The 24,141-nt window shown below is 76.2% G+C and carries 22 protein-coding genes; 10 read left to right on the top strand and 12 right to left on the bottom strand.

Annotated features, from left to right (window positions below):
• Positions 1-3 precede the first annotated feature (3 nt).
• The 4 genes from D0Z06_RS02915 to D0Z06_RS02900 form a co-directional block, all read right to left on the bottom strand.
• On the bottom strand, positions 4-1,254 hold the full coding sequence (locus tag D0Z06_RS02915; RefSeq protein WP_117375876.1) for a geranylgeranyl reductase family protein: 1,251 nt from the start codon (positions 1,252-1,254) through the stop codon (positions 4-6).
• Positions 1,255-1,319: 65 nt separating this feature from the next.
• The gene (locus D0Z06_RS02910; RefSeq protein WP_117375875.1) at positions 1,320-1,976 is read right to left on the bottom strand and encodes a maleylpyruvate isomerase N-terminal domain-containing protein; all 657 of its coding nucleotides are present in this window, start codon (positions 1,974-1,976) and stop codon (positions 1,320-1,322) included.
• Between the two features lie 20 nt (positions 1,977-1,996).
• Positions 1,997-2,620, bottom strand: coding sequence for a hypothetical protein (locus D0Z06_RS02905; RefSeq protein ID WP_199522094.1), 624 nt, complete (start codon positions 2,618-2,620; stop codon positions 1,997-1,999).
• A gap of 56 nt (positions 2,621-2,676) precedes the next feature.
• Positions 2,677-4,674 (bottom strand): thioredoxin domain-containing protein, encoded by a 1,998-nt coding sequence (locus D0Z06_RS02900; protein WP_117375874.1) that lies wholly within the window; start codon positions 4,672-4,674, stop codon positions 2,677-2,679.
• A 153-nt stretch (positions 4,675-4,827) separates the two neighbouring features.
• Between D0Z06_RS02900 and D0Z06_RS02895 the strand changes: the two genes are divergently transcribed.
• The 6 genes from D0Z06_RS02895 to D0Z06_RS02870 all read left to right on the top strand — a co-directional run bounded on the left by D0Z06_RS02895 (position 4,828) and on the right by D0Z06_RS02870 (position 11,673).
• A complete protein-coding gene (locus D0Z06_RS02895; RefSeq protein WP_117375873.1) occupies positions 4,828-5,268 on the top strand; it encodes an SRPBCC family protein in 441 nt (146 codons plus the stop codon).
• 115 nt (positions 5,269-5,383) lie between these two features.
• The gene (locus D0Z06_RS02890; protein ID WP_233517410.1) at positions 5,384-6,136 is read left to right on the top strand and encodes an aspartate/glutamate racemase family protein; all 753 of its coding nucleotides are present in this window, start codon (positions 5,384-5,386) and stop codon (positions 6,134-6,136) included.
• A gap of 12 nt (positions 6,137-6,148) precedes the next feature.
• Positions 6,149-7,183: a nitronate monooxygenase gene (locus tag D0Z06_RS02885; RefSeq protein WP_199522092.1), complete on the top strand. Its 1,035-nt coding sequence runs from the start codon at positions 6,149-6,151 to the stop codon at positions 7,181-7,183.
• A gap of 292 nt (positions 7,184-7,475) precedes the next feature.
• The gene (locus D0Z06_RS02880) at positions 7,476-8,393 is read left to right on the top strand and encodes an MIP/aquaporin family protein (protein WP_117375872.1); all 918 of its coding nucleotides are present in this window, start codon (positions 7,476-7,478) and stop codon (positions 8,391-8,393) included.
• The gene (glpK, locus tag D0Z06_RS02875) at positions 8,390-9,907 is read left to right on the top strand and encodes a glycerol kinase GlpK (protein WP_117375871.1); all 1,518 of its coding nucleotides are present in this window, start codon (positions 8,390-8,392) and stop codon (positions 9,905-9,907) included. Before D0Z06_RS02880 ends, glpK (D0Z06_RS02875) begins: the two co-directional genes overlap by 4 nt.
• 53 nt (positions 9,908-9,960) lie before the next feature.
• Complete coding sequence (locus tag D0Z06_RS02870) at positions 9,961-11,673, top strand: glycerol-3-phosphate dehydrogenase/oxidase (RefSeq protein WP_233517409.1); 1,713 nt, start codon at positions 9,961-9,963, stop codon at positions 11,671-11,673.
• A gap of 15 nt (positions 11,674-11,688) precedes the next feature.
• Here the strand turns inward: D0Z06_RS02870 and glpK (D0Z06_RS02865) are convergent, their stop codons facing one another.
• On the bottom strand, positions 11,689-13,203 hold the full coding sequence (glpK, locus tag D0Z06_RS02865) for a glycerol kinase GlpK (protein ID WP_117375870.1): 1,515 nt from the start codon (positions 13,201-13,203) through the stop codon (positions 11,689-11,691).
• A complete protein-coding gene (locus D0Z06_RS02860) occupies positions 13,204-13,950 on the bottom strand; it encodes an IclR family transcriptional regulator (protein WP_117375869.1) in 747 nt (248 codons plus the stop codon).
• A gap of 247 nt (positions 13,951-14,197) precedes the next feature.
• Here D0Z06_RS02860 and D0Z06_RS02855 point away from each other — a divergent pair, with 247 nt between their 5' ends.
• Positions 14,198-14,749, top strand: a complete 552-nt coding sequence (locus D0Z06_RS02855) for an AMIN-like domain-containing (lipo)protein (RefSeq protein ID WP_117375868.1) — start codon at positions 14,198-14,200, stop codon at positions 14,747-14,749.
• Positions 14,750-14,770: 21 nt separating this feature from the next.
• Here the strand turns inward: D0Z06_RS02855 and D0Z06_RS02850 are convergent, their stop codons facing one another.
• Positions 14,771-15,094 carry a hypothetical protein gene (locus D0Z06_RS02850; RefSeq protein ID WP_117375867.1) on the bottom strand — a complete coding sequence of 108 codons (324 nt, stop codon included), beginning with the start codon at positions 15,092-15,094 and terminating at the stop codon, positions 14,771-14,773.
• Positions 15,091-15,978: a mycothiol conjugate amidase Mca gene (gene mca / locus D0Z06_RS02845; RefSeq protein WP_117375866.1), complete on the bottom strand. Its 888-nt coding sequence runs from the start codon at positions 15,976-15,978 to the stop codon at positions 15,091-15,093. Before mca ends, D0Z06_RS02850 begins: the two co-directional genes overlap by 4 nt.
• A 214-nt stretch (positions 15,979-16,192) precedes the next feature.
• Here mca and greA point away from each other — a divergent pair, with 214 nt between their 5' ends.
• On the top strand, positions 16,193-16,696 hold the full coding sequence (greA, locus tag D0Z06_RS02840) for a transcription elongation factor GreA (RefSeq protein ID WP_117375865.1): 504 nt from the start codon (positions 16,193-16,195) through the stop codon (positions 16,694-16,696).
• Between the two features lie 28 nt (positions 16,697-16,724).
• Positions 16,725-17,054 (top strand): RNHCP domain-containing protein, encoded by a 330-nt coding sequence (locus tag D0Z06_RS02835; protein WP_117375864.1) that lies wholly within the window; start codon positions 16,725-16,727, stop codon positions 17,052-17,054.
• A 205-nt stretch (positions 17,055-17,259) separates the two neighbouring features.
• On the opposite strand, the gene D0Z06_RS02830 is transcribed toward D0Z06_RS02835, so the two are convergent.
• The 4 genes from D0Z06_RS02830 to ilvA all read right to left on the bottom strand — a co-directional run bounded on the left by D0Z06_RS02830 (position 17,260) and on the right by ilvA (position 22,600).
• The gene (locus D0Z06_RS02830) at positions 17,260-19,329 is read right to left on the bottom strand and encodes a M3 family metallopeptidase (RefSeq protein ID WP_117375863.1); all 2,070 of its coding nucleotides are present in this window, start codon (positions 19,327-19,329) and stop codon (positions 17,260-17,262) included.
• A 73-nt stretch (positions 19,330-19,402) separates the two neighbouring features.
• Positions 19,403-20,212 (bottom strand): ABC transporter permease, encoded by an 810-nt coding sequence (locus tag D0Z06_RS02825; protein ID WP_117375862.1) that lies wholly within the window; start codon positions 20,210-20,212, stop codon positions 19,403-19,405.
• Entirely contained in the window at positions 20,209-21,210 is a 1,002-nt protein-coding gene (locus tag D0Z06_RS02820; RefSeq protein WP_117376091.1) for an ATP-binding cassette domain-containing protein, read from the bottom strand. The genes D0Z06_RS02825 and D0Z06_RS02820 overlap by 4 nt, the downstream gene beginning before the upstream one ends.
• Positions 21,211-21,376: 166 nt before the next feature.
• Positions 21,377-22,600: a threonine ammonia-lyase gene (ilvA, locus tag D0Z06_RS02815; RefSeq protein WP_117375861.1), complete on the bottom strand. Its 1,224-nt coding sequence runs from the start codon at positions 22,598-22,600 to the stop codon at positions 21,377-21,379.
• A gap of 70 nt (positions 22,601-22,670) precedes the next feature.
• Between ilvA and D0Z06_RS02810 the strand changes: the two genes are divergently transcribed.
• Positions 22,671-24,137, top strand: a complete 1,467-nt coding sequence (locus D0Z06_RS02810) for a sigma 54-interacting transcriptional regulator (protein WP_117376090.1) — start codon at positions 22,671-22,673, stop codon at positions 24,135-24,137.
• Positions 24,138-24,141: the final 4 nt, after the last annotated feature.

Genomic DNA, 24,141 nt, shown 5'->3' with positions numbered 1-24,141 from the left:
CGGTCAGCCGAAGGGCGGCCGCTCGTCGACGCGCAGCGAGGCCCGGCCGGCGGCGCGCCAGAGGCGGGCGACGACGTCGCGGTCCCCGTCGGTGACCAGGTTGCCCATGACCCGCAGCGCGACGGTCATGAGCGCCCGCGAGCGCATGCCCACGGGGCCGGCGGCGGGCAGGAAGCGCGGCACGGTGAGCAGGCCGGCCAGCCGCCGGGCGATGGAGAACGCCTCGCCGTAGTGCCGGCGCAGGGTGGCCGGCCAGGCCGCCGACCAGTCCGCCTCGTCGAACAGGCCGACGACGGTGCGCCCGGTCTCCAGGCCGTAGTCGATGCCCTCGCCGTTGAGCGGGTTGACGCACCCGGCGGCGTCCCCCACCAGCGCCCAGTTGCGCCCGGCGACGCCGGAGACCGCCCCGCCCATCGGCAGCAGCGCGGACGCCGGCGCCTCCACCGGGCCCTCGAGCCGCCAGTCCTCGCGGCGGGCGTCGGCGTAGACCTCCAGCAACGCCTTGAGCGCCACGCCGGCGGGCCGCCGCGCCGTTGCCAGGGTGCCGACGCCGATGTTGACCTGCCCCGACGCCGCCCCGAGCGGGAACACCCAGCCGTAGCCCGACAGCAGCTCCCCCTCGGCGCCGCGCAGCTCGAGGTGCGAGGAGATCCACTCGTCGTCCGCGCGCCCGGAGCGCACGTAGCCGCGGGCCGCGACGCCGTAGGCGGTGCCCCGGTGCCACTCCCGGCCGAGCACCCGGCCCAGCGGGGAGCGGGCGCCGTCGGCCACGACCAGGCGCCGGCAGCCCACGGTCACCGTGTCGTCACCGACCTCGAGCACGACCCCGGTGACCCGGTCGCCGTCCCGCTCGACGTCGACGGCCCGGGCACCGGAGAGCGGGGTGGCCCCGTCGGCCAGGGCCACCTCCCGGATGCGGGCGTCGAGCTCGGTGCGCGGCACGGCGCTGCCGTGGTCGGGGAACGCCCGGCCGCCCGGCCACGGCAGCTCCCACACCCGGCCGAACCCGGCCGCCCGGAGCCCGCGGTTGCGCGCCTGGCCCAGCGCCCAGCCGCCCAGGCCGAGCCGGTCGAGCTCGGCGACCGCGCGAGGGGTCAGCCCGTCGCCGCAGGCCTTGTCCCGGGGGAAGGAGGCGGCGTCGGCCAGGAGGACGTCGTGGCCCGCGCGGGCGGCCCAGGCGGCCGCCGCGGCTCCGGCCGGGCCGGCCCCCACGACCAGGACGTCGGTGGCGGCGGGCACGGCGGCGGTCGGCACGGTCCCGAGTGTCCCAGCGCGCGGACCTCCCCGCCCCCACCGGGGCGGACCCGCGGGGGCCGCCGTCAGCCGAACAGCGGGAAGCGCTCCGCGGCCGGGCCGAGGGCCACCCCGTCGGCGCCGGTCAACGGCTCCCGGCCGGTGCCGCGCCGGGCAGCGGTGACGTCGTCCCACCCGGCCGGGAGGGGGCTGCCCAGGAGGCCCGCCAGCACCCGGCGCACCTCGGCGAGCGGCGCGGCCGACGGCCCGGGCCGCTCGCCGAGGTGCACGACGAGGTCCAGGTGGTGGACGGCGGCCTCGACCACCAGCGTCGACAGGAGGTCGGCCACGGTGAGCACCCGGCCCTGGGTGCGCACGCGGTCCGCGGCGCCCACCCGACCGGCGGCCACCAGCACCGCGGCGGTGGTCTCGGCGTACCGGCCGGCGATGCCGGGCAGCCCGCCGTGGACGCTGGCCGCGATCCGCGTGGACCACAGCTCCTCCTCGTCGCCGGGGGCCGGCGGACGCCACGCCGTCCAGTAGTCGACGGCGTCGGTGTCCACCGGCTCCTCGACCGGGGTGTTCAGCGCCACCAGGGCGCGCCGGGCGTCGCCGAGCAGGTGGAAGCCCAGGTCCACCGGCGTCCACCCCGCGCAACCCGTCGGCCGCCAGCCCTCGTCGGGGGTCAGGGCGGAGAACACCCGTGACAGGTCGCCGTAGGCGGTGCGGAGCAGGTCGAGCACCCGCCCAGCCTGGCAGCCGGTCAGTCGATGCGGGGTCCGCGGGCGCGCACCTCCTCGACCGAGGCCATGGCGTCCCGCAGCTCGGTGAGCCACGAGTCGGCGTGCTGCCCGACCAGCCGCACCGCCCAGCCCAGCGCCTCCGAGCGGGACCGGGCGACCCCGGCGTCCACCAGGGTGTCGAGGACCAGCCGCTCGGCCTGGCGCAGCCGGGTCATGACCGGCACGGAGAGGTTGGTGAAGACCTCGCGGGTGTCCCCGCAGGCCGCGCCCCAGGCGACCGAGCGCCCGTAGCGCTCCTGCGCGGCGTCGGCGATGGCCATGCGCTGCTCGCGGGTGTCCTCGCGGAAGCGGGAGATGCGCCCCGCCCGGGCCGCCGCCGGGTCGCCCTCACCCGCCTCGGGCTCGGCGAGCGTGCCGATCACGGTGATCTCGTCCCGGTCGACGGTCAGCTCCACCGGCCCGGTGAACCAGTCGTCGGGCAGCCGGCCGGCGAACCAGCCGGCGACCTCGCCGCGCTCGACCGGGGGCGCCTCGGGCCCGCGGCCGCGGCCGCCGGGCCCGCGGCCGCGCGCGCCGGCCTGCGCGCGGAAGGCCTCGCGCATGCCGGCCCAGGGGTTGTCGGAGAAACGGTGGTGTCCGTGCACGACGGCCTCCTCGGTGCGGTGATTACACGATTGCAGCGTAATCCCGGGGGAGCGGCTCAGGAAGGGGCCATCGCTGCGCCGAGAGCGGACACGTCGGTCACGGGTGCGGAGCAGACGAAGCCGCGGCACACGTAGGCCGCCGGGGCGCCGCCCACCGGCGGGCGGTCGGCCAGCAGCGGCACCCCGGGCGCGTCCGGGTCCCCGGCGACGACCACGGCTCCCGGGCTCGTCGAGGCGCGGGCGGCGGCGGCCAGCACCTCCCGCGCCGGCCCGGCGGGGCCGCTGACCGCCACCTCCAGCGGGCCGGCGAGCAGCGCCTCCCCCACAGCCGCCGCCCAGCCGGCCGCCCGCGGCGCGCGCTCCACGAGCCGGGCCAGCGAGGCGACCGCCTGCTCGCCGAGCTCCCGGTGCCGCGGCGACCCGGCCAGCGCGGCGTAGCCGACCGCCGCACCCGCGACCGCGGCCACGCCGGCCGGGGTCGGCCCGTCGGCCGGGTCGAAGGGCCGGTGCACCAGGGCCTCGGCGTCCACCGCGGTGTCGTGCCAGCCCTCGTCGTCGAGGAACCGCGCGGCGGCGTCGTCCAGGAGCTCCCCGGCCCACTCCAGCCAGCGACCCTCGCCGGTCGCCTGGTGCAGGGCCAGCAGCCCCTCGGCCAGGTCGCCGGAGTCCTCCAGCACCCCGGCCGGGGCGCCGGCGACGCCGTCCCGCGAGGCGCGGCGCAGCCGGCCGTCCACGCGGTGCACCCGGCGCAGCAGCTCCGCGGCCCGGCGGGCGGCGGCGACCGAGCCCGGGTCGCCGGTGAGGGCGCCGTGCTCGGCCAGGGCGGCGATCGCCAGCCCGTTCCAGGCGGTGACCACCTTGTCGTCGCGGGCCGGCTGCGGCCGCCGTGCCCGCGCGGCGAGCAGCCGCTCGCGCACTCGCGCCAGCCGGTCGGCGTCGTCGGGGTCGCGCAGCAGCTGCAGCGTCGAGCTGCCGTGCTCGAAGGTGCCGGACGGCGTCACCTCGAACACGCCGGCCGCCCACCGGCCGTCGTCCTCCCCGAGCACCTCGACCAGCTGCGCGGGGGTCCAGACGTAGGTGAGCCCCTCGACCCCCTCGGTGTCGGCGTCCAGCGCCGAGGCGAACCCGCCCTCCGGGGTGCCGAGGTCGCGCACCAGGAAGCGGGCCGTGGCATCGGCGACCCGCAGCGCCCAGACCTCGCCGGTGGTCCGCCACAGGTGCAGGTACACCCGCAGCAGCAGGGCGTTGTCGTAGAGCATCTTCTCGAAGTGCGGCACCACCCACCGCGCGTCGACGCCGTAGCGGGCGAAGCCGCCGGCCAGCTGGTCGTGGATGCCGCCGCGGGCCATCGCCGCGAGCGTGTGCCGGGCGGTGCGCAGCGCCTCCGGGTCGCCGGTGCGGGCGTGCGCCCGGAGCAGGAACTCCAGGACCATGGACGGCGGGAACTTCGGGGCGCCGCCGAAGCCGCCGTGCTCGTCGTCGTGACCGGCCACCAGCGCGGCCACCGCGGCGTCGAGCGCCTCGGCGGTCAGCGGGACCGGCGGGCCGAGGTCGAGCCGGGCGGAGATGCCCTCCACGATCCGGCCGCTCGCCGTCTCGAGCTCCTCCCGGCGGCTGCGCCAGGCCTCGCCGACCGCCGCCAGCACCTGCCGGAACGCCGGCATGCCGTGCGCCGGCCGGGGCGGGAAGTACGTGCCGCAGTAGAACGGCCTGCCGTCGGGGGTGGTGAACACCGTCATCGGCCAGCCGCCGTGCCCGGTGAGCGCCTGGGTGGCGGTCATGTAGACGCTGTCGACGTCCGGGCGCTCCTCGCGGTCGACCTTGACGCACACGAACCCGGCGTTCATCTCGGCCGCGGTCGTCTCGTCCTCGAACGACTCGTGGGCCATGACGTGGCACCAGTGGCAGGCCGCGTAGCCGACCGAGACGAGCACGGGCACGTCGCGGGCGCGCGCCTCGGCGAAGGCCTCCTCCCCCCACTCCCGCCAGTCGACGGGGTTGTCCGCGTGCTGCAGCAGGTACGGGCTCGTCGCACCGGCGAGACGGTTCGGCATGCCCCTTCCCTTCCCCCACCGGGTCCCCGCAACCTGCGGCACCCCGGTGTCCTGCGGGCCCGGTCCGCCCCCTCGGCACCGCCGGGTGCATCCACCGCCGCTCCGGCCGTGGAACGCCACCGTGAGGGCACGTCCGCGTCGGGGAGGGATGGCATGGCCGAGACCCGGCAGCTGCGGCGCGGGTTCGCCGCGGTCGCGACGACGGAGGACCCGGGGGAGGTCTGGCGGCGCTGGACCGAGCCGGCGACGTGGGGGACCTGGGACCGCGGGCTGCGCCGTGCGGAGCTGGACGGTCCGTTCGTGCCCGGGGCGCGCGGGGTGATCACCGGCCTCGACGGGCGCCGATCGGTCTTCATGGTGCGGGAGGTGGTGCCGGGGCAGCGGGTCGTGGTCGACGTCCCGCTGCCCGGGGCGGCGATGACCCTGACCCGCACGCTCGGCACGGGGGCACCGACCCCCGTCGAGCACCGGGTCACGTTCAGCGGCCTCCTCGGCGGCCCGTGGGCGGCGGTGCTCGGCCGCCGGTTCCGCCCGCTGCTCGGCCCGACCGTGGACGCGGTGGCCGGGGCTCGGGACGGGGCGACGCCGACCTGACCGCCCGGTCGGCCGTAGCGGTGTCGCGGCAGGCCTGGCCGCCCGCACGGGGTGGTCGGCCATCATGGGCCCGACGCCCAGGTCAGTACCCGCACCCGGAGCCGGAGGCGCCCCCGTGACCACCACCCCCCGCGACACCACCCCCGGCGCGCCGGAGGCCCGGCAGCGGGTGATCGGCATGCTCGGCGGGATGAGCTGGGAGTCGACCGCCGAGTACTACCGGCTCGCCAACGAGCTGGTGCGCGACCGGCTCGGCGGTCTGCACTCCGCCCGGCTGGTGCTCAGCTCGGTGGACTTCGCCGAGGTCGAGCAGCTGCAGGTCGCCGGGGACTGGGACCGCGCCGGGCGGCTGCTGGCCGCGGAGGCCACCCGGCTGGAGACCGCGGGCGCCGAGCTGCTGGTGCTGTGCACCAACACCATGCACCGGGTGGCCGACCAGGTGCAGGCGGCGGTGGGCATCCCGCTGCTGCACCTGGCCGACGCCACCGCGGCCGCCGTGCAGGCCGCCTCGCTGTCCACGGTGGGGCTGCTCGGCACCGCCTTCACCATGGAGCAGGCGTTCTACCGCGACCGGCTGGCCGGGCAGGGGCTGCGGGTCCTGGTGCCCGGCGCCGACGACCGGGCCGCGGTGCACCGGGTCGTCTACGACGAGCTGTGCCGCGGGGTCGTGCGGGAGGGGTCCCGCCAGGTGTACCGGCAGGTCATCGACCGGCTCGTGGCGGCCGGGGCCGAGGGCGTGGTCCTCGGCTGCACCGAGATCGAGCTGCTCGTCGGTGCTGCGGACAGCCCCGTCCCGGTCTTCCCCACCACCCGGCTGCACGTCGAGGCCGCGGTCGCCGTCGCCCTCGACGGCGTGCCGGTGGGCTGAGCGGCGACCCCGGTGGCACCCGCCCGCCCCGATCCGCTGGGCAGCGCACTGCCCCTCGCCGCCGCGCCCATGGCGGGCGGCCCGACCACCCCCGGTCTGGCCGCCGCCGTCGCCGCGGCCGGCGCCTTCCCGTTCCTGGCCGGCGGCTACCGGACCCCCGAGGCCCTCGCCGCCGACGTCGCGGCGGTGCGCCGGACGGGCGCGGCGTTCGGCGTGAACCTGTTCGTCCCCACGCCCTGCCCGATCGGCGCGGCGGAGTACCGGCGGTACGCCCGGGAGCTGCAGCCCGAGGCCGACCGCCACGGCCTGGACCTGTCCGCGGTCCCGCTGACCGAGGACGACGACAGCTGGCGGGACAAGCTGGACCTGCTGCTCGCCGACCCGGTGCCGGTCGTGTCGGTGACCTTCGGGCTGCCCTGGCCGGCGGAGCTGGCGGCCCTGCGCCGGGCCGGGAGCCGGGTCCTGGTGACGGTGACGACGGTGGGCGAGGCCCGCGCGGCCACCGAGGCCGGCGCCGACGCCCTCGTCGTGCAGGGCAGCGACGCCGGCGGCCACAGCGGCACCCACGACCCCCTGCGGCCCGTCACGCCGGCCCCGACCGCGGAGCTCACCCGCGCCGTCCTCGCGGCGACCCGGCTGCCGGTCGTGGCCACCGGCGGCGTCGACGGCCCGCGGGCCGTGGCGGCGCTGCTGGCCGCGGGAGCGTCGGCGGTGGCCGTCGGCACGCTGCTGCTGCGCACCGACGAGAGCGGCGCCGCGCCGCCGCACAAGGACGCCCTCGCCGACCCGGCGTTCCCGGGCACCGTGGTCACCCGCGCCTTCACCGGCCGGCCGGCCCGCGCGCTGCGCAACCGGTTCACCGACCGCCACGACGCCTCCGCCCCGGCCGGCTACCCGGCGGTCCACCACCTGACCCGCGACCTGCGCCGGGCCGCCGCCGCGGCCGGCGACCCCCACGGCCTGCACCTGTGGGCGGGCACCGGCCACCGCAGCGCCCGCACCGGGCCGGCGCGCGCCGTGGTCGAGGGGCTGGCGGCCGGCCTCTGACTGTGAGCGCCGCCGGGACGGGAGCCGCCGTCCACCGGCCCGGCCTCGGGACCGGCCGGCCGGCTCCCGCTCGGCCCCGTGCCCGCCATCCACCGCGCGACCCCCGGCGGCGGCCGGTCCCACCCGTGGTGGTTCGCACCGCGTTCCGCCGTGTTCGGCGATGCCGCACGCGGTGGGTGGTGACCTGCGCCTCACCCGGCTTGACTGGGGCGCATCGCCCCCCCTGGACGGCGGGCGGCCGCACCGGACTCGTCGGGGCGTACCGCTGCGGCACCCGCCACGGAGCACGTACATGATCACACTGCTGCGACGCCGGCCGTTCGTCGGCGAGCTGCTCGCCGAGTTCGCCGGCACCTTCGTCCTCATCGTCATCGGTCTCGGGGTGGTCGCCCAGGTGGTGGCCTCCGGCACCGGCGACTACAACAGCATCGCCATCGCCTGGGGCTTCGCCGTCACCCTGGGCGTCTACACCGCCGCGCGGGTCAGCGGCGCCCACCTCAACCCGGCGGTGACCCTGGCCCTGGCCGTCTTCCGCGGCTTCTCGTGGGCCAAGGTGGCCCCCTACGTGGCGGTGCAGGTCGCCGCGGCCTTCCTCGCCGCGCTGGTGGTGCGCTGGAACTACCACGAGGCCATCGCCGCGGCCGACCCGGGCGCCACCGCCGCGACGCAGACCATCTTCTCCACGCTGCCCGCCGACGGGCTCGACGTGTGGGCCGGCTTCCGCGACCAGGTCATCGGCACGGCCATCCTGCTCTTCCTGGTGCTGGTGCTGATCGACGCGCGCAACAACCCACCGCTGTCCAACCTGGCCCCGCTGCTCATCGGCGGGGTGGTGCTGGCCATCGGCCTGGCCTACGGCGCCAACGCCGGCTACGCCATCAACCCGGCCCGGGACTTCGGCCCGCGGCTGGCCTCCTGGCTGACCGGCTACGAGACCGCGTGGGTGGACAGCACCGGGACGCCGTACTGGTGGGTGCCGATCGCGGCCCCCCTGGTCGGCGGGCTGCTCGGCGCCGCCCTGTACGAGTTCTTCGTCGGCCGGCCGCTGTCGGCCCACCCCGACTTCCAGGAGGTCGGGGAGGTCGTCGGCGACCCGGAGACCCGCCGCACCACCTTCGACCGCAACGTCGCCGTCCCGTCCGACGGCGCCGCCCGGGCCGACGGGCTCGGCTCCGCGGCGCCGGCCACCCGAGAGGAGAGCACCCGATGACCGACTTCATCGGCGCAGTCGACCAGGGCACCACCAGCACCCGGTTCATGGTCTTCGACCACGCCGGGCGCGAGGCCGGCCGGTACCAGCTCGAGCACGAGCAGATCCTGCCCCGGGCCGGCTGGGTGGAGCACAACCCCGTCGAGATCTGGGAGCGCACCGAGACGGTCATCCGCACCGTGATGAACCGGATGGGCATCGGCCCGGCCGACCTCGGCGCGGTGGGCATCACCAACCAGCGCGAGACGGCCGTGGTGTGGGACCGGCGCACCGGGCGGCCGCTGTACAACGCGATCGTCTGGCAGGACACCCGCACCGACCGGATCGCCTCGGCCCTGGACCGGGACGGCCGCGGCGAGGTCATCCGGCAGCGGGCCGGGCTGCCCCCGGCCACCTACTTCGCCGCCGGCAAGGTGCAGTGGATCCTGGAGAACGTCGACGGGGTCCGCGCCCTGGCCGAGAACGGCGACGCGCTGTTCGGCACCATCGAGACCTGGCTGCTGTGGAACCTCACCGGCGGCACCGACGGGGGCGTCCACGTCACCGACGTCACCAACGCCTCCCGCACGATGCTCATGGACCTCGAGACGCTGGACTGGGACGACGAGCTGCTGTCCTTCTTCGGCATCCCGCGGGCGATGCTGCCCGGGATCCGGCCGTCGTCCGACCCGCAGGGGTACGGGAGCTCCCGCACGACCGGGCCGCTGGGCGGCGAGGTCCTGCTGTGCGCCGCGCTCGGCGACCAGCAGGCGGCCACCGTCGGCCAGGTCTGCTTCGACGTCGGCGAGGCCAAGAACACCTACGGCACGGGCAACTTCCTGCTGCTCAACACCGGCACCGAGCTGGTCCGGTCGAAGGCCGGCCTGCTCACCACGGTCTGCTACCGCTTCGGCGACGAGCCCGTGCGGTACGCCCTGGAGGGCTCGATCGCCGTCACCGGCTCGGCGGTGCAGTGGCTGCGCGACCAGCTGGGCATCATCCGGGACGCCGCGCACAGCGAGGCGCTGGCCGGGGAGGTGCCCGACAACGGCGGGGTCTACTTCGTGCCGGCCTTCTCCGGGCTGTTCGCGCCGCACTGGCGCTCCGACGCCCGCGGCGCGATCGTCGGCCTGTCCCGGTTCAACAGCAACGCCCACCTCGCCCGGGCGACCCTGGAGGCCATCTGCTACCAGAGCCGCGACGTGGCCGAGGCCATGGAGGCCGACTCGGGGGTGCACCTCGACGTGCTCAAGGTGGACGGCGGGGTGACGGCGAACTCCCTGTGCATGCAGATGCAGGCCGACATCCTCGGCGTCCCGGTGAGCCGGCCGGTGGTCGCCGAGACGACCGCCCTCGGCGCCGCGTACGCCGCCGGTCTGGCCTGCGGCTTCTGGTCCAACACCGACCAGCTGCGGGCCAACTGGGCCGAGGACCGGCGCTGGGAGCCGCAGTGGGACGACGAGCAGCGCGCGGCCGGGCACGCCGGCTGGCGCAAGGCCGTGCAGCGCACCCTGGACTGGGTCGAGGTCGACTGACCGTGGGCCGCGGTGAGCACCGAGGAGGAGACCGACGTGGAGAAGAGGGACCCGTGAACGCAGCCGACCTGTCCGACGCCGCCCGCAGCGCGGCGCTGCGCCGCATGGCCGAGGAGGACGAGCTCGACCTCCTCGTGGTGGGTGGTGGGGTGGTCGGCGCCGGCTGCGCCCTGGACGCCGCCACCCGCGGCCTCCGGGTCGGCATCGTGGAGGCCCGTGACTGGGCCAGCGGCACGTCGAGCCGCTCCAGCAAGCTCGTGCACGGCGGCCTGCGCTACCTGGAGATGCTCGACTTCGGCCTGGTCTTCGAGGCGTTGCGGGAGCGCGGGCTGCTGCTCGAGCGGCTGGCGGCGCACCTGGTCCGGCCGGTGTCCTTCCTGTACCCGCTGCAGCACCGGGTGTGGGAGCGGCCCTACGTGGGTGCGGGCATCGCCCTCTACGACGGCCTCGCGCAGGCGTCGGGCCGGCGGGCGGGGCTGCCCCGCCACCGCCACCTGACCCGGCGGGGCGCCCGGAAGCTGGCCCCGGCGCTGAAGCCGGAGGCGCTGGTGGGGGCGATCCGCTACCACGACGCGCAGATCGACGACGCCCGCCACACGATGGAGATCGTGCGCACGGCGGCGGCCTACGGGGCGCTGGCCGCGAACCGGGCGCGGGTGGCCTCGTTCCTGAAGGAGGGCGAGCGGGTCGTCGGGGCCGTGGTCACCGACATGGACACCGGCCGGGAGCTGCGGGTCCGGGCCCGCCAGGTCATCAACGCGACCGGGGTGTGGACCGACGACACGCAGGGCATGGTCGGCGAGCGCGGGCAGATCCGCGTGCGGGCCAGCAAGGGCGTGCACCTGGTCGTCCCCCGCGACCGGATCCACTCCTCGACGGGGATGATCCTGCGGACCGAGAAGAGCGTGCTGTTCGTGATCCCGTGGGGCCGGCACTGGATCGTCGGCACCACCGACACCCCGTGGGACCTGGACAAGGCGCACCCGGCGGCGACCGCCGCCGACATCGAGTACGTGCTGTCCCACGTCAACCGCGTGCTCGCCGTCCCGCTGACGCGGGAGGACGTCGAGGGCGTCTACGCCGGGCTCCGCCCGTTGCTGACGGGCGAGTCCGACAGCACCTCCAAGCTCTCCCGCGAGCACACCGTCGCCCACCCGGCACCCGGCCTGGTGGTGGTGGCCGGCGGCAAGTACACGACCTACCGGGTCATGGCCGCCGACGCCGTCGACGAGGCTGTGCACGGGCTCGACCGCACCGTCGGGCCGTCGGTCACCGAGAACGTGCCGCTGCTCGGCGCGGTCGGCTGGCCGGCACCGTGGAACCAGCGGCACGTGCTCGCCCAGCGGTCGGGGCTGCACGTGGCCCGGGTCGAGCACCTGCTGCACCGCTACGGGGCGCTCACCCCGGAGGTCCTGGCCCTGGTGGAGGCAGACCAGGAGCTGGCCCGCCCGCTGCCCGAGGCCGACGACTACCTGCGCGCCGAGGCGGTGTACTCCGCCCGGGCCGAGGGCGCCCGCCACCTCGACGACTTCCTCACCCGGCGGACCCGGATCTCGATCGAGAGCTGGGACCGCGGGCTGGCCGCGGCCCCGGTGGTGGCCGACCTGATGGGGGCCGTGCTCGGGTGGCCGCCGGAGCGGCGCGCGCAGGAGGTGCAGCACTACCGGGAGCGGGTGGCCGCCGAGCGGGCCTCGCAGGAACTGCCCGACGACGAGTCCGCGGACGCGGCGCGGCTGGCCGCCCGCGACATCTCGCTCACCGCGTGAGGGCGGGAGGGGCGGTCAGCGCGGCCGCCCCTCCCGGACCCAGCCCAGGCTGCGCTCGACCGCGCGCTGCCAGTCCGCGTAACCCTCCTCGCGCCACTCCCGGCTGCGCGCGGGCAGCCACTCCCCCGCCCGGTGCCAGTGCCGGCGCAGCACCTCGGGGTCCGGCCACAATCCGGCGGCCAGGCCGGCCGCGTAGGCGGCGCCCAGCGACACGGTCTCGGCGACCATCGGGCGGGCCACCGGGACCCCCAGGACGTCGGCGACGGTCTGCATGAGCAGGTGGTCGGCGGTCATCCCGCCGTCGACCTTGAGCTCGGCGAGCGCCAGGCCCGAGTCGGCCAGCATCGCGTCCACCACCTCGCGGGTCTGCCAGGCGGTCGCCTCCAGGACGGCGCGGGCCAGGTGGCCCTTGGTGATGTACCCGGTGAGGCCGACCACCACCCCGCGCGCGTCGCTGCGCCAGTGCGGGGCGAACAGCCCGGCGAAGGCCGGCACGACGTAGCAGCCGCCGTTGTCCTCGACGGTGCGGGCCAGCGTCTCGATCTCCGGCGCGCTGCGGATCAGGCCCAGGTTGTCGCGGAACCACTGCACCAGCGCCCCGGCCACGGCGATCGACCCCTCCAGCGCGTACACCGGCGGGCGGCCGGCGAGCTGGTAGGCCGGCGTGGTGATCAGCCCGTGGGTGGAGGCGGCCGGCCGCTCACCCGTGGTGAGCAGCAGGAAGGCACCGGTGCCGAAGGTGCACTTGGCCTCGCCGGGCGCGAAGCAGGTCTGCCCGAACAGCGCCGCCTGCTGGTCGCCGAGGGCGGCGGTGATCGGCACCCCCGGCGCCACGGCGACCGCCGTCCCGTGCCGGTCCATGGTCGGCCGGATCTCCGGCAGCGCGGCCCGGGGGACGTCGAGGGCGGCCAGCAGCTCGTCGTCCCAGTCGAGGGTCTCGAGGTCCACGAGCATCGTGCGGCTGGCGTTGGTGACGTCCGTGAGGTGCCGCCCGCCCGACGGCCCACCGGTGAGGTTCCACACCAGCCAGGACTCCATCGTGCCCAGCAGCAGCTCGCCGCGGGCGGCGGCGGCGCGCGCGCCGGGGTGGGCGTCGAGCAGCCAGGACATGCGGGGCCCGGCGAAGTAGGGGGCCAGCGGCAGGCCGCACCGCTCGCGCACCCGGTCGGCCAGCCCGTCGGCGGCCAGCCGCTCGACCCGGTCGGCGGTGCGCACGTCCTGCCACACGACGGCCCGGTCGAGGGGCGCCCCGGTCCGGCGGTGCCAGGCGACGACGGTCTCCCGCTGGTTGGCGATGCCGAGAGCCGCCACGTCGTCCAGGGACAGCCCGGCCCGGCGCAGCGCCTCGGGCACGACCCTGCCCACGTTGGCCCAGATCTCCGCCGGGTCGTGCTCCACCCAGCCGGGCCGCGGGTGGAACTGCCGGTGCTCGACCTGGGCCACCGAGACGAAGCGTGCGGTGCGGTCGAAGACGATGCAGCGGGTGGACGTGGTGCCCTGGTCGATCGCCAGGACGTGCCGGCCGGCCACTCAGATCCGGGCCAGCTCGGCGGAGACCGCCCGGACGGCGTCGGCGAGCTGCTCCAGCAACCAGGGGTGCGGGGCGCCGTCGCGGCCGAGCAGCCGCTCGGGGGTGCCCGTGACGCCCGCTGCCGCCACCACCCGGCCGCCCCGGCCGCGCACCGGGCGGGCCACCCCCGCCTCCCCGGTGACGCGCTCTTCGACCTCGACCGCCCACCCCCGGTGGCGGACGGCCGTCAGCTCGGTGGCCAGCCGCCGGGCGTCGGTGACGGTGCGGCGGGTGAAGGGGGTGAAGTCCGACGCCAGCTGGCCGCCGTTGGCCAGCAGCACCTTGCCCAGGGCGCAGGCGTGCGCCGGCCGCTCGGTGCCCACCTCCAGGACCTGCCGGCTGTCGTCGGGACGGAAGACGTGGTGGACGACCACGACGCGCCCGGCCTCGGGGACGGCCAGCCGCACCGACTCGGCCGCCCGCACCGCCAGCCCGTCGAGCCAGTTGGCCGCCAGGCTGCGCAGCTGGTGGACGTCGACGGGAGCGCCGCCCAGTTCGGCGAGGCCTCGGCCGACGCGGTAGCGGCCGGTGCCGGGGTCCTGCTCCACGAGCCCGACCTCGCAGAGGGTGCGCACGATGCCGTGGGTGGTGCTCTTGGCCAGCCCCAGCGACTCGGCCAGCTCCGTCACGCCCATCTCGGCCGGGGCGGTGGAGAGCAGCTCCAGCACCGCCGCCGCCCGCTCGATCGACTGGACGGGCCGGGCCATGAACCATTGTGCGCGACCTGCCACCCGGTCGCGCAACGCCTCCTCGGGGCTCCGGGGTGCAGGTCACCGACAGCACATACCGCGGGACGCACCGGGCAGGCGCGCCGAGGGATAGGCGAGGTTTGCCACGGACCAACGCGTGGCTTCGTCTACTCGGCGCCACATCGTCCCTGGTGGCCGCCCGGCGCGTCGGCGGATCCTGACGAACGCCGCACTGATGCGGCTTCCGCCAGGAAGGGGATCTGCCATGACCCGCACCCGCTCCCTCGTCGCCCTCGCCTCGGCCCTGACCGCGCTGGGGGTGGCCGCTCCCGCCGTCGCGAACGCCGGTACCGGCTGCTCGGTCACCTGGGGGTCGCTGCCCGAGCAGTCGGCGACGCACACCTCCGCGCCGGTCACCGGCCTGCGCAGCGGCGAGCACGCGTGCTTCGACCGGCTGGTGGTCGACGTCGGCGACGGCCACGGCGGCGTGGGATTCCGCGTCGGCTACGTCGACCGCGTGGTCCAGGACGGCTCCGGCACGACCGTCCCGCTGCGGGGGGCCGCCGACCTGCAGGTCGTCGTCCTGGCGCCGGCCCACGACGAGGACGGCGAGCCCACCTACGACCCGCGCCGCGACGCCGAGGTGCTCGACGTCACCGGCTACGACACCTTCCGGCAGGTCGCGTGGGCCGGCTCCTTCGAGGGCCAGAGCACCATCGGCCTCGGCGTCCGGGCGCGGCTGCCGTTCCGGGTGTTCGTGCTCGACGGCCCCGGCGACGGGCAGCGCCTGGTGGTCGACGTGGCGCACCGCTGGTAGCAGCCGGCGGCGGCCGGCCGGTCAGCCCTGCGGGCGGTCCGGCCGGCCCTCGGGCCGCGGCCGCGGGGGTTCGATGGCCCGCGGCGCGCGGCGGAGGGTGTCGAGCAGCTCCTGCCCGGGGCGGTCCGCCACGAGCTCGGCGGGGGTGTCGGGGACGACGACGTCCGGGCCGTCGGGCTCGTCGAAGCTGCGCGGCAGCTTCTTGAGGTGCCCCGTCATCGACCGGACCAGCAGCGCCGTGGCGATGAGCAGCACGAGGATGAGCGTCAGCCCCAGCGGGCCGGACTTGCCGACGTCCTCCGGCAGCTGCTCGGTCCCCTGGGCGACGGCGTCCAGCACGGTCATCGGACTCCCACCTCACTGCGCACGCCGGCGAACAGGTCGTCCTCCGGGACGGGCGCGTCGACGACCGACCGGGCCAGCTCGTAGTCCTCGGTCGGCCACACCTGCTGCTGGACCTCCAGGGGGCAGGCGAACCACCGGCCGAGGGGGTCGATCTGCGTGGCGTGCGCGATGAGCGCCGCGTCGCGGACGGCGAAGTAGTCGGCGCAGTGCACCTTCGTCGTGACCCGGTGCGACAGGTCCCGGTCGGGGTCCCAGTTCTCCAGCCACTCGGCGTACGGCGACTCCCCGCCGGAGGCCAGGATGGCCTCGTGCAGCGCCCGCGTGCGGGGCAGGGTGAAACCCATGTGGTAGTAGAGCTTCAGCGGCTGCCAGGGCTCGCCGAGCCCGGGGTAGCGGTCGGGGTCGCCGGCCGCCTCGAAGGCGTGCACCGAGACCTCGTGGGTCTTGATGTGGTCGGGGTGGGGGTAGCCGCCGCGCTCGTCGTAGGTGGTGATCACGTGCGGCCGGAACCGGCGGATCAGCTCCACCAGCGGGGCCGCCGCCTCCTCGGTGGGCACGAGCGCGAAGCACTCCTCGGGCAGCGGCGGCAGGGGGTCGCCCTCGGGCAGGCCGGAGTCGACGAAGCCGAGGAACTCCTGCTCGACGCCGAGGATCTCGCGCGCCCGGGCCATCTCCTCGACCCGGATCTGCGGCAGCCGCTCCCAGACGTCGGGACGGTCCAGCGCGGGGTTGAGCACCGAACCGCGCTCGCCCCCGGTGCAGGTGGCCACCATGACGCGGACGCCCTCCGCGACGTACTTCGCCATCGTCGCGGCGCCCTTGCTCGACTCGTCGTCGGGGTGGGCGTGCACGGCGAGCAGGCGCAACGGGTCTGCTTCGGTCACCGGGACATCATCCCCCGCCGTGGGGACACCGCGCCGCCGCCGGCGGCCACGAACGGGTGGACGTGGCGCGGGTCACGCGACGATCCGGTACCGTTCCGTCTCCACCGCCGTTCGGCCGGAACACCGGGCCGCCGCGAGGTGTTACGTTGACCGTTCTGAACGAGGCCGTCCCCCACGGTGGGGGGCGGCCACCGACATTTCAGGAGCAACCACCGTGTCCACCCCCACTGACGAGCAGCCCCAGGGCGTCTGGCTGACCCAGGAGGCCCACGACCGGTTGAAGGCCGAGCTCGACCAGCTGGTGGCGGGCCGTCCGGCCATGGCCGCCGAGATCAACGCCCGCCGCGAGGAGGGCGACCTCCGCGAGAACGGCGGCTACCACGCCGCCAAGGACGAGCAGGGCAAGCAGGAGGCCCGCATCCGGCAGCTGGAGGACCTGCTGCGCAAGGCCCGGGTCGGCGACGCACCGACGACGGCGACGCACGCGGCCACCGGCACCGTCATCACGATCAAGTTCGCCGGCGACGACGAGACCGAGAAGTTCCTGCTGGGTTCGCGCGAGATCGCCGGCACCACGGACCTGCAGGTCTACTCGCCGGAGTCCGCGCTCGGCTCGGCGATCCTCGGTGCCGCGCCCGGGACGACGGTCAGCTACGAGGCGCCCAACGGCCGGGAGATGACGGTCGAGGTCGTGGCGGTCGAGCCGTTCGCCCCCTGACCGGCGGGGCCCCGGTCGGGGTGGCGGCGTGAGCCGCCCGGCCCGCTCCCGGCGGGCGGAGAACACCGCGTTCGTGTGCGTGCACTGCGCAGCGTCGGTGCCGGCCACCACCGACGGGCACTACCGCAACCACTGCCCGGTGTGCCTGTGGTCGCTGCACGTCGACGACCTGCCCGGCGACCGGGCCAGCGACTGCGGCGCCCCGATGGAGCCGGTCGGCCTGGTGGAGAAGTCGGGCAAGGGCTGGCAGGTGGTCCACCGCTGCACCGCGTGCGGCCACCGCCAGCCCAACCGGCTGGTGCGCGAGGGCGCGGCCCCCGACGACCTCGACGAGGTGCTGCGGCTGCCCTGGTTGTGACCGGGCGGCGGCCAGGAGCGGGGCCCGGAGGGTCCCCCGACGCGCGACCCGACCGCAGCGGCTCCCCTCACCGGGGACGGCACCTGGCCGCGGTGGGTCGGGCGGAGCGGGGGCCCGGAGGGCCCCCCGACGCGCGACCCGACCGCAGCGGCTCCCCTCACCGGGGACGGCACCTGGCCGCGGTTGGAGGCCGGTAGGCCGACCATCAGCAGAGCCCCCGGCGGCGGAGCAGGGGCCCGGGATCGGCGTCCCGGCCCCGGACCGCGCGGAAGGCCGCCATCGGGTCCACCGAGCCGCCCACCGAGAGCAGCCGCTCCCGGAAGACGTCGCCGTTGACCCGCCGCAGGCCGCCGTTCTCCCGGAACCACTCCACGGTGTCCGCGTCGAGGACCTCGGACCAGATGTAGGAGTAGTAGCCGGCCGCGTACCCGCCGGCGAAGACGTGCTGGAAGTACGTGGTCCGGTAGCGCGGGGGCACCAGGTCGAGGGCGATCCCGGCCGCCTCCAGGGCGGCCCGCTCGAACTCCGCCGGGTCGCCGACCTCGGTGTCCGGGGTGATCCGGTGCCAGGCCTGGTCGAGCAGCGTGGCCGCGAGGTACTCGACGGTCGCGAAGCCCTCGCCCCACAGCCGGGCGGCCTCGAGCGCGGCCACCGCCGCCTCGGGCAGCGGCTCCCCGGTGTCGACGTGCCGGGCGTAGCCGGCGAGCACCTCCGGCCAGGGCGCCCACATCTCGTTGACCTGGCTGGGGAACTCGACGAAGTCCCGGGGAACGCTCGTACCGGCGAACCGTGGGTACGTGACCGCCGAGCTCAGCCCGTGCAGGGTGTGCCCGAACTCGTGGAACAGCGTGTTCACCTCGTCGAGGGTCAGCAGCGTCGGCTGCCCGTCCCCGCCCGGGGTGACGTTGAGGACGTTGACCACCACCGGCCGGGTGCCCAGCAGCCGGGACTGGGTGACGAAGGAGCTCATCCACGCCCCGCCGCGCTTGCCCTCGCGGGCGAGGAAGTCGCCGAGGTAGAGGCCCACGGTCCCGCCGTCGGCGTCGGTCACCTCCCACACCCGGACGTCGGGCTGGTAGCCGACCAGGTCGGGACGCGGGGTGAACCGGTAGCCGTAGAGCAGCTCGGCGGCGCGGAAGACCCCGTCGACGAGCACCCGGTCCAGCTCGAAGAACGACCGCAGCGCCGCGGTGTCGACGGCGTAGCGCTCGGCCCGGACCCGCTCGGCGTAGTACGCCCAGTCCCACGGCGCGAGGTCGGTGACCCCGTCGCGTGCCGCGTGCTCGGCGAGCACCCGGGCCTCGGCCCGGGCGTTGGCCACCGCGGCCGGCACCATCGGGCGCAGCATGGCGTCGACCGCGGCCGTGGTTCCCGCGGTCTGGTCGGCGAGCACCAGGTCGGCGTGGGTGGCGAAGCCCAGCAACCGGGCCCGCTCGGCGCGCAGGCGGGCGATCCGCGCGGCGACCGGCCCGTTGTCGTGCGCACCGGTGGAGGCCCGGCCCACCGAGGCCCGGTGGAGCCGCTCCCGGAGGCCCCGGTCGCGCAGCCGGGCGAGCACCGGCTGACCGGTGGGCAGCACGAGGGTGAGCAGGTACCCGGTCAGCCCGCGGTCGGCGGCGGCCCGCGCGGCCGCGGCGGCCGCCTCCTCCCCCAGCCCGTCGAGCTCGGCCGGGTCGGTCACCAGGACGGCGGCGGCCTCGGTGGCCAGCAGCAGGTTCTGGCCGAACGTCGTCGACAGCTCCGACAGCTCCCGGTTCAGCGCCGACAGCCGGGCGCGCCCGTCGTCGTCGAGCCGGGCGCCGGAGAGCACGAAGTCGGTGTGGTACCGCTCGACCAGCCGGACCGACTCCGCGTCGAGGCCCAGGTCGTGCCGGGCGGCGTGCACCGCGTCGACCCGGGCGAACAGCGCGGGGTCCAGCCGCAGGGCGTCGGCGTGCGCCGCCTCCAGCGGGGCGAGCTCGCGCTCGACCTCCCGCAGCCGGTCGGTGGCCAGGGAGGAGGCGAGGTTGTGGAACACCGCCGCCGCGCGGCGGTGGAGCCGGCCGGAGCGCTCGAGCGCCACGAGGGTGTTCTCGAACGTCGGCGGCTCGGGTGAGCCGACGACGGCCGCGACCTCGGCACGCTGCTCGGCCATGCCGGCCAGCAGCGCCTCGCGGCAGTGCTCGACGGTGATCGCCGCGAACGGCGGCAGCTCGAGCGGGAGGGCCGAGGGCTGCGCCAGCGGGTTGTCGGCGGGCAGGGTGGCGGGGGTGGCGGGGGCGAGGTCGGCGCTCATCGCCGTCCATCCTGCGCTGCCCCGCCACCCCCGGGGCACCCGGCCGGCGGGGACCCGCCGGCCGGTGCCCCGGTCACCGGGTGGACGTGCGCTGGTAGAGCCGCACCGACAGCGGGACGAACACCGCGAGGATGATCGCCGACCAGATCAGCGTGTAGAGCACCGGGTTCTGCAGCGCCCACACGTCGGGCACCGGGTAGGAGGGCGGCCAGTTGCCGAACAGCTCCCGGGCTGCCTGCACCACCGCCGACACCGGGTTCCACTCGGCGAAGGTCCGCAGCACCGCCGGGAAGGTCTCCAGCGGCACGAAGGTGTTGGCGATGAACGTCAGCGGGAAGATCACGATGAAGCTGGCGTTGTTGACCACCTCCGGCGTGCGGACCAGCAGCCCGACGACCGCCATCAGCCAGGACACGGCGTAGGCGAACACGAGCAGCACCAGGAACCCGGCGACCGCCTCCCCGATCGAGGAGTTGATCCGCCAGCCGACGACCAGGCCGGTCAGCGCCATCACCGCGATGGAGATGACGTTGAGCCCCGCGTCGGCGACCGTCCGCCCGATGAGGACCGCCGACCGCGACATCGGCAGCGAGCGGAACCGGTCGATCAGGCCCTTCTGCAGGTCGTCGGCGAGGCTGGCCCCGGTGATCGTGCTCCCGAACACCACCGTCTGGGCGAAGATGCCGGGCAGCAGGAACTCGGCGTAGCTGATGCCCTCCGGCAGCCCGCCGATCGCCCCGCCGAACACGTAGCGGAACAGCACCACGAACATGATCGGCGACAGCGTCGCGAAGACGATCAGGTCGGGCACCCGCTTGACCTTGATCAGGTTGCGCCGGGTGACCGTGGCGCTGTCGGACAGCGTCTGCGCGAGCGTGGTCATCGCGGCGCACCTCCCGTGGCGGCCGGCGTCCGGTCGCCCTCGGTCCCGGCCGGCTCCTCCTCGGCGGCGTGACCGGTCAGGGTGAGGAAGACGTCGTCGAGGTCGGGCCGGCGCAGGGCCAGGTCGAGCACCTCGACCCCGGTGCCGTCGAGCCGCCGCACCGCCTCGGCGATCACGTCCATGCCGCCGCTCACCGGCAGGCTGAGCCGGCGGGTCGAGTCGTCGAGGTGCGGCTCGTCGGTGCCCAGCGGCCGCAGCCGCTCGGCGGCCGGCACGAGGTCCCCGGCGCTGGCCAGGGTCAGCTCCAGCCGCTGGCCGCCGACCTGCGCCTTGAGCTCGTCGGCGGTGCCGCGGGCGATCACCCGGCCGCGGTCGATCACCACCATGCGGTCGGCGAGGCGGTCGGCCTCCTCCAGGTACTGGGTGGTGAGCAGGACCGTCGTCCCACCGGTGGCCAGGTCGGCGATGAACTCCCACATGGCCAGCCGGCTGCGCGGGTCCAGCCCGGTCGTCGGCTCGTCGAGGAAGACGATCCGCGGCCGGGCGATCAGGGAGGCGGCGATGTCGAGCCGGCGGCGCATGCCGCCGGAGTAGGTCTTCGCCGGCCGGTCGGCCGCGGCGGTCAGGTCGAACCGCTCGAGCAGCTCGCGGGCCCGCTCCCGCGCCTCCCGCTTCCCGAGCCGGTACAGCCGGCCGACCATCTCCAGGTTCTCCGTGCCGGTCAGGTACTCGTCGACGGCGGCGTACTGGCCGGTGAGGCCGATCGAGGAGCGCACCGCGTCCGGGTCCCGGAGGACGTCGACCCCCGCGACCTGCACCCGGCCCGCGTCCGGCTGCAGCAGGGTCGTGAGGATCCGCACCACGGTGGTCTTGCCCGCCCCGTTGGGGCCGAGCAGGCCCAGCACCGTCCCCTCGGCCACGGTCAGGTCCACCCCGTCGAGGGCGGTGGTCGCGCCGAAGCGCTTCACCAGCCCCTCGACGACTATCGCATCGGTCATGACCACCACGCTAGGACCCGGTGCGGACAACTCCCGACCGCTTTCCGACCGATCCACGCGGTGTTCGCGCACAGCTGACCCACGGTTCTCCCTCACCACGCCCCGCCGGGTGCGGGGCTCCGGCGGTAGGACCGGTGCGGCGCCGGGAACCGATCGCCGTCCGCCCTCAGCCGCGGGTCACCGGCCACCCGGCCCGGTCGAGGACGGCGACGACGTCGTCGGCGTGGTCGGGGCCCCGGGTCTCCACGACGACGAGGACCTCCACCTCGCCGAGGTCCAGTCGGGTCGACGTCCGCTCGTGCCCGACCTCCAGGACGTTGGCGCCGACGGCCGCCAGCTCGGCCAGCACCGCCACCAGCGAGCCCGGCCGGTCGGGCACCCGCAGCCGCAGCCGCAGGTAGCGGCCGGCCGCCGCCATGCCGTGCTGGACCACCTTGAGCAGCAGCACCGGGTCGACGTTGCCGCCGGAGACCACCGCGACCACCGGCGGCGGGAAGGCGGCGGGGTCGGCCAGCACCGCCGCGACGGCGGCCGCGCCGGCCGGCTCGACGACCAGCTTGGCGCGCTCCAGGCAGAACAGCAGCGCGCGGGAGAGGTCCTCCTCGCTGACGGTGCGCACCTCGTCGACGAGGTGCGCCACGTGGGCGAGGGTCAGCGCGCCGGGCGCGCCCACGGCGATGCCGTCGGCCATCGTCGCCATCGACGCCAGCGGCACCGGGCGCCCGGCGGCCAGCGAGGCGGGGAACGCGGCGGCCGCGGCGGCCTGCACGCCGACCACGCGGACGTCGGGACGGCGGCCCTTGACGGCGGCCGCGATGCCGGAGACCAGCCCGCCGCCGCCGGTGCACACCACCACCGTGGCGACGTCCGGGCACTGGTGGAGCAGCTCGATGCCGACCGAGCCCTGGCCGGCGATGACGTCGGGGTGGTCGAAGGGGTGGATGAACACCGCGCCGGTGCGCTCGGCGTGCTCACCGGCGGCGGCCAGCGCCTCGGTGAGCGTGGCCCCGCCGAGGCGGGCGTCGGCGCCGTACCCGCGGGTGGCGGCGACCTTCGGCAGCGGGGCGGCCTCGGGCATGAAGACCGTGGCCCGGATCCCGAGCATCTGCGCGGCCAGCGCCACCCCCTGCGCGTGGTTGCCCGCGCTGGCCGCGACCACGCCCCGGGCCCGCTCGGCCGGGTCCAGCCGGGAGAGCCGGGTGTACGCGCCGCGGAACTTGAACGACCCGGTGCGCTGCAGGTTCTCGCACTTGAGCCAGACCGGGCCGCCGACCCGCGCGGCCAGGGCCCGCGAGTGCTCCAGCGGCGTCCGCCGGGCGACGTCCTCGAGCAGCGCGGCGGCCACCGCCACGTCGGCGGCGCTGACGAGGGGCACCGGGGCAGCGGCCATGGCCGGATCCTCGCAGGCGGCGGACCGGGGACGGTGCCCGACGGGCGCCCGGAGTCGTACCGTGGCGGGGGTGACGGACCCCGGCACCACCGCCTCCGCTCCTCCCCCTCCGACCACCCTCGGCGAGCTCCGCGACGGCGGCGCCGCCTTCCGGCCCGTGAAGGCCGAGATCCGCGCCAACCTGCTCGCCCGCCTCGCCGACGGCGAGCCCACCCTCCCCGGCATCGTCGGCTTCGAGGACACCGTCGTCCCCGAGGTCGAGCGGGCCCTCATCGCCGGCCACGACCTCGTCCTGCTCGGCGAGCGCGGCCAGGGCAAGACCCGGCTGATCCGCACCCTCGTCGGCCTCCTCGACGAGTGGACGCCGGTGCTGGTCGGCAGCGAGCTCAACGAGCACCCCCTGCACCCGATCAGCGTGTGGGCGCACCGGCAGGTCGCCGAGCACGGCGACGACACCCCCGTCGGGTGGCTGCACCGCAGCGACCGCTTCGGCGAGAAGCTGGCCACCCCCGACACCTCCGTCGGCGACCTCATCGGGGACGTCGACCCCATCAAGGTGGCCGAGGGCCGCACGCTCGGCGACCCGGAGACCGTCCACTACGGCCTGGTCCCGCGCACCAACCGCGGCATCTTCAGCGTCAACGAGCTGCCCGACCTCGCCGAGCGCATCCAGGTCGCCCTGCTCAACGTGCTCGAGGAGCGCGACATCCAGATCCGCGGCTACCGGGTGCGGCTGCCGCTGGACCTGCTCCTGGTCGCCAGCGCCAACCCCGAGGACTACACCAACCGGGGCCGGATCATCACCCCGCTCAAGGACCGGTTCGGCACCGAGGTGCGCACCCACTACCCCATCGAGCTGGCCGACGAGATCCGCCTGCTGCACCAGGAGGCCGACGTCAGCTGGCGGGGCCGCGGCGGCGGCGAGGCCGCGGTGGACGCCCCGATCGTCCCCGAGCACCTGGCCGAGATCGTCGCCCGCTTCACCCGGCTGGTGCGCGAGTCCAACCACGTCGACCAGCGCTCGGGGGTGAGCGCCCGCTTCGCCATCGCCGCGCTGGAGACCGTGGCGGCCTCCGCCGTCCGCCGGGCCGCGGTGGCCGGGGAGACCCGGCCGGTGGCCCGCGTGGTCGACCTGGCCGGGGTCGTGCCCGCCAGCCGCGGCAAGGTCGAGTTCGCCGACGCCGGCAGCGACCCGGACGACGAGCGCGAGCTGGAGGTCCTCGACCACCTGCTGCGCCAGGCGACCGCGCAGACCTTCCGCGCCCGCTGCGCCGGACTGGACCTCACCGGGCTGCAGGAGCACTTCACCGGCGGTGAGACGGTGGAGTCCGGCGACCTGGTGCCGGCCGCGGCGCTGCTGGGCCAGCTGGGCACCGTCCCGCGGCTGGCCGAGCTGCTGGGCCGGCTCGGCGTCCCCGAGAGCGAGCAGTCGGCCGAGCAGGCCGCCGCCGCGGTGGAGTTCGCGCTCGAGGGCCTCTACCTGACCCGGCGGCTGGCCAAGGACACCGACGGCGGCCGCACCGTGTACGGGGCCTGACCGT

This window comes from Geodermatophilus marinus (assembly GCF_003428645.1).
GTDB lineage: Bacteria > Actinomycetota > Actinomycetes > Mycobacteriales > Geodermatophilaceae > Geodermatophilus.
The sequence above is the reverse complement of the archived record's forward strand: the minus strand, read 5'-3'. Positions and strand labels throughout refer to the sequence as shown.

Excerpts from the sequence above, each read along its gene's own strand:
- D0Z06_RS02900 (WP_117375874.1), bottom strand. The coding sequence starts at position 4,674 with ATGCCGAACCGTCTCGCCGGTGCGACGAGCCCGTACCTGCTGCAGCAC.
- D0Z06_RS02895 (WP_117375873.1), top strand. The coding sequence starts at position 4,828 with ATGGCCGAGACCCGGCAGCTGCGGCGCGGGTTCGCCGCGGTCGCGACG.
- D0Z06_RS02880 (WP_117375872.1), top strand. The coding sequence starts at position 7,476 with ATGATCACACTGCTGCGACGCCGGCCGTTCGTCGGCGAGCTGCTCGCC.
- glpK (WP_117375871.1), top strand. The coding sequence starts at position 8,390 with ATGACCGACTTCATCGGCGCAGTCGACCAGGGCACCACCAGCACCCGG.
- D0Z06_RS02860 (WP_117375869.1), bottom strand. The coding sequence starts at position 13,950 with ATGGCCCGGCCCGTCCAGTCGATCGAGCGGGCGGCGGCGGTGCTGGAG.
- D0Z06_RS02855 (WP_117375868.1), top strand. The coding sequence starts at position 14,198 with ATGACCCGCACCCGCTCCCTCGTCGCCCTCGCCTCGGCCCTGACCGCG.
- D0Z06_RS02850 (WP_117375867.1), bottom strand. The coding sequence starts at position 15,094 with ATGACCGTGCTGGACGCCGTCGCCCAGGGGACCGAGCAGCTGCCGGAG.
- D0Z06_RS02830 (WP_117375863.1), bottom strand. The coding sequence starts at position 19,329 with ATGAGCGCCGACCTCGCCCCCGCCACCCCCGCCACCCTGCCCGCCGAC.
- D0Z06_RS02825 (WP_117375862.1), bottom strand. The coding sequence starts at position 20,212 with ATGACCACGCTCGCGCAGACGCTGTCCGACAGCGCCACGGTCACCCGG.
- D0Z06_RS02820 (WP_117376091.1), bottom strand. The coding sequence starts at position 21,210 with ATGACCGATGCGATAGTCGTCGAGGGGCTGGTGAAGCGCTTCGGCGCG.
- ilvA (WP_117375861.1), bottom strand. The coding sequence starts at position 22,600 with ATGGCCGCTGCCCCGGTGCCCCTCGTCAGCGCCGCCGACGTGGCGGTG.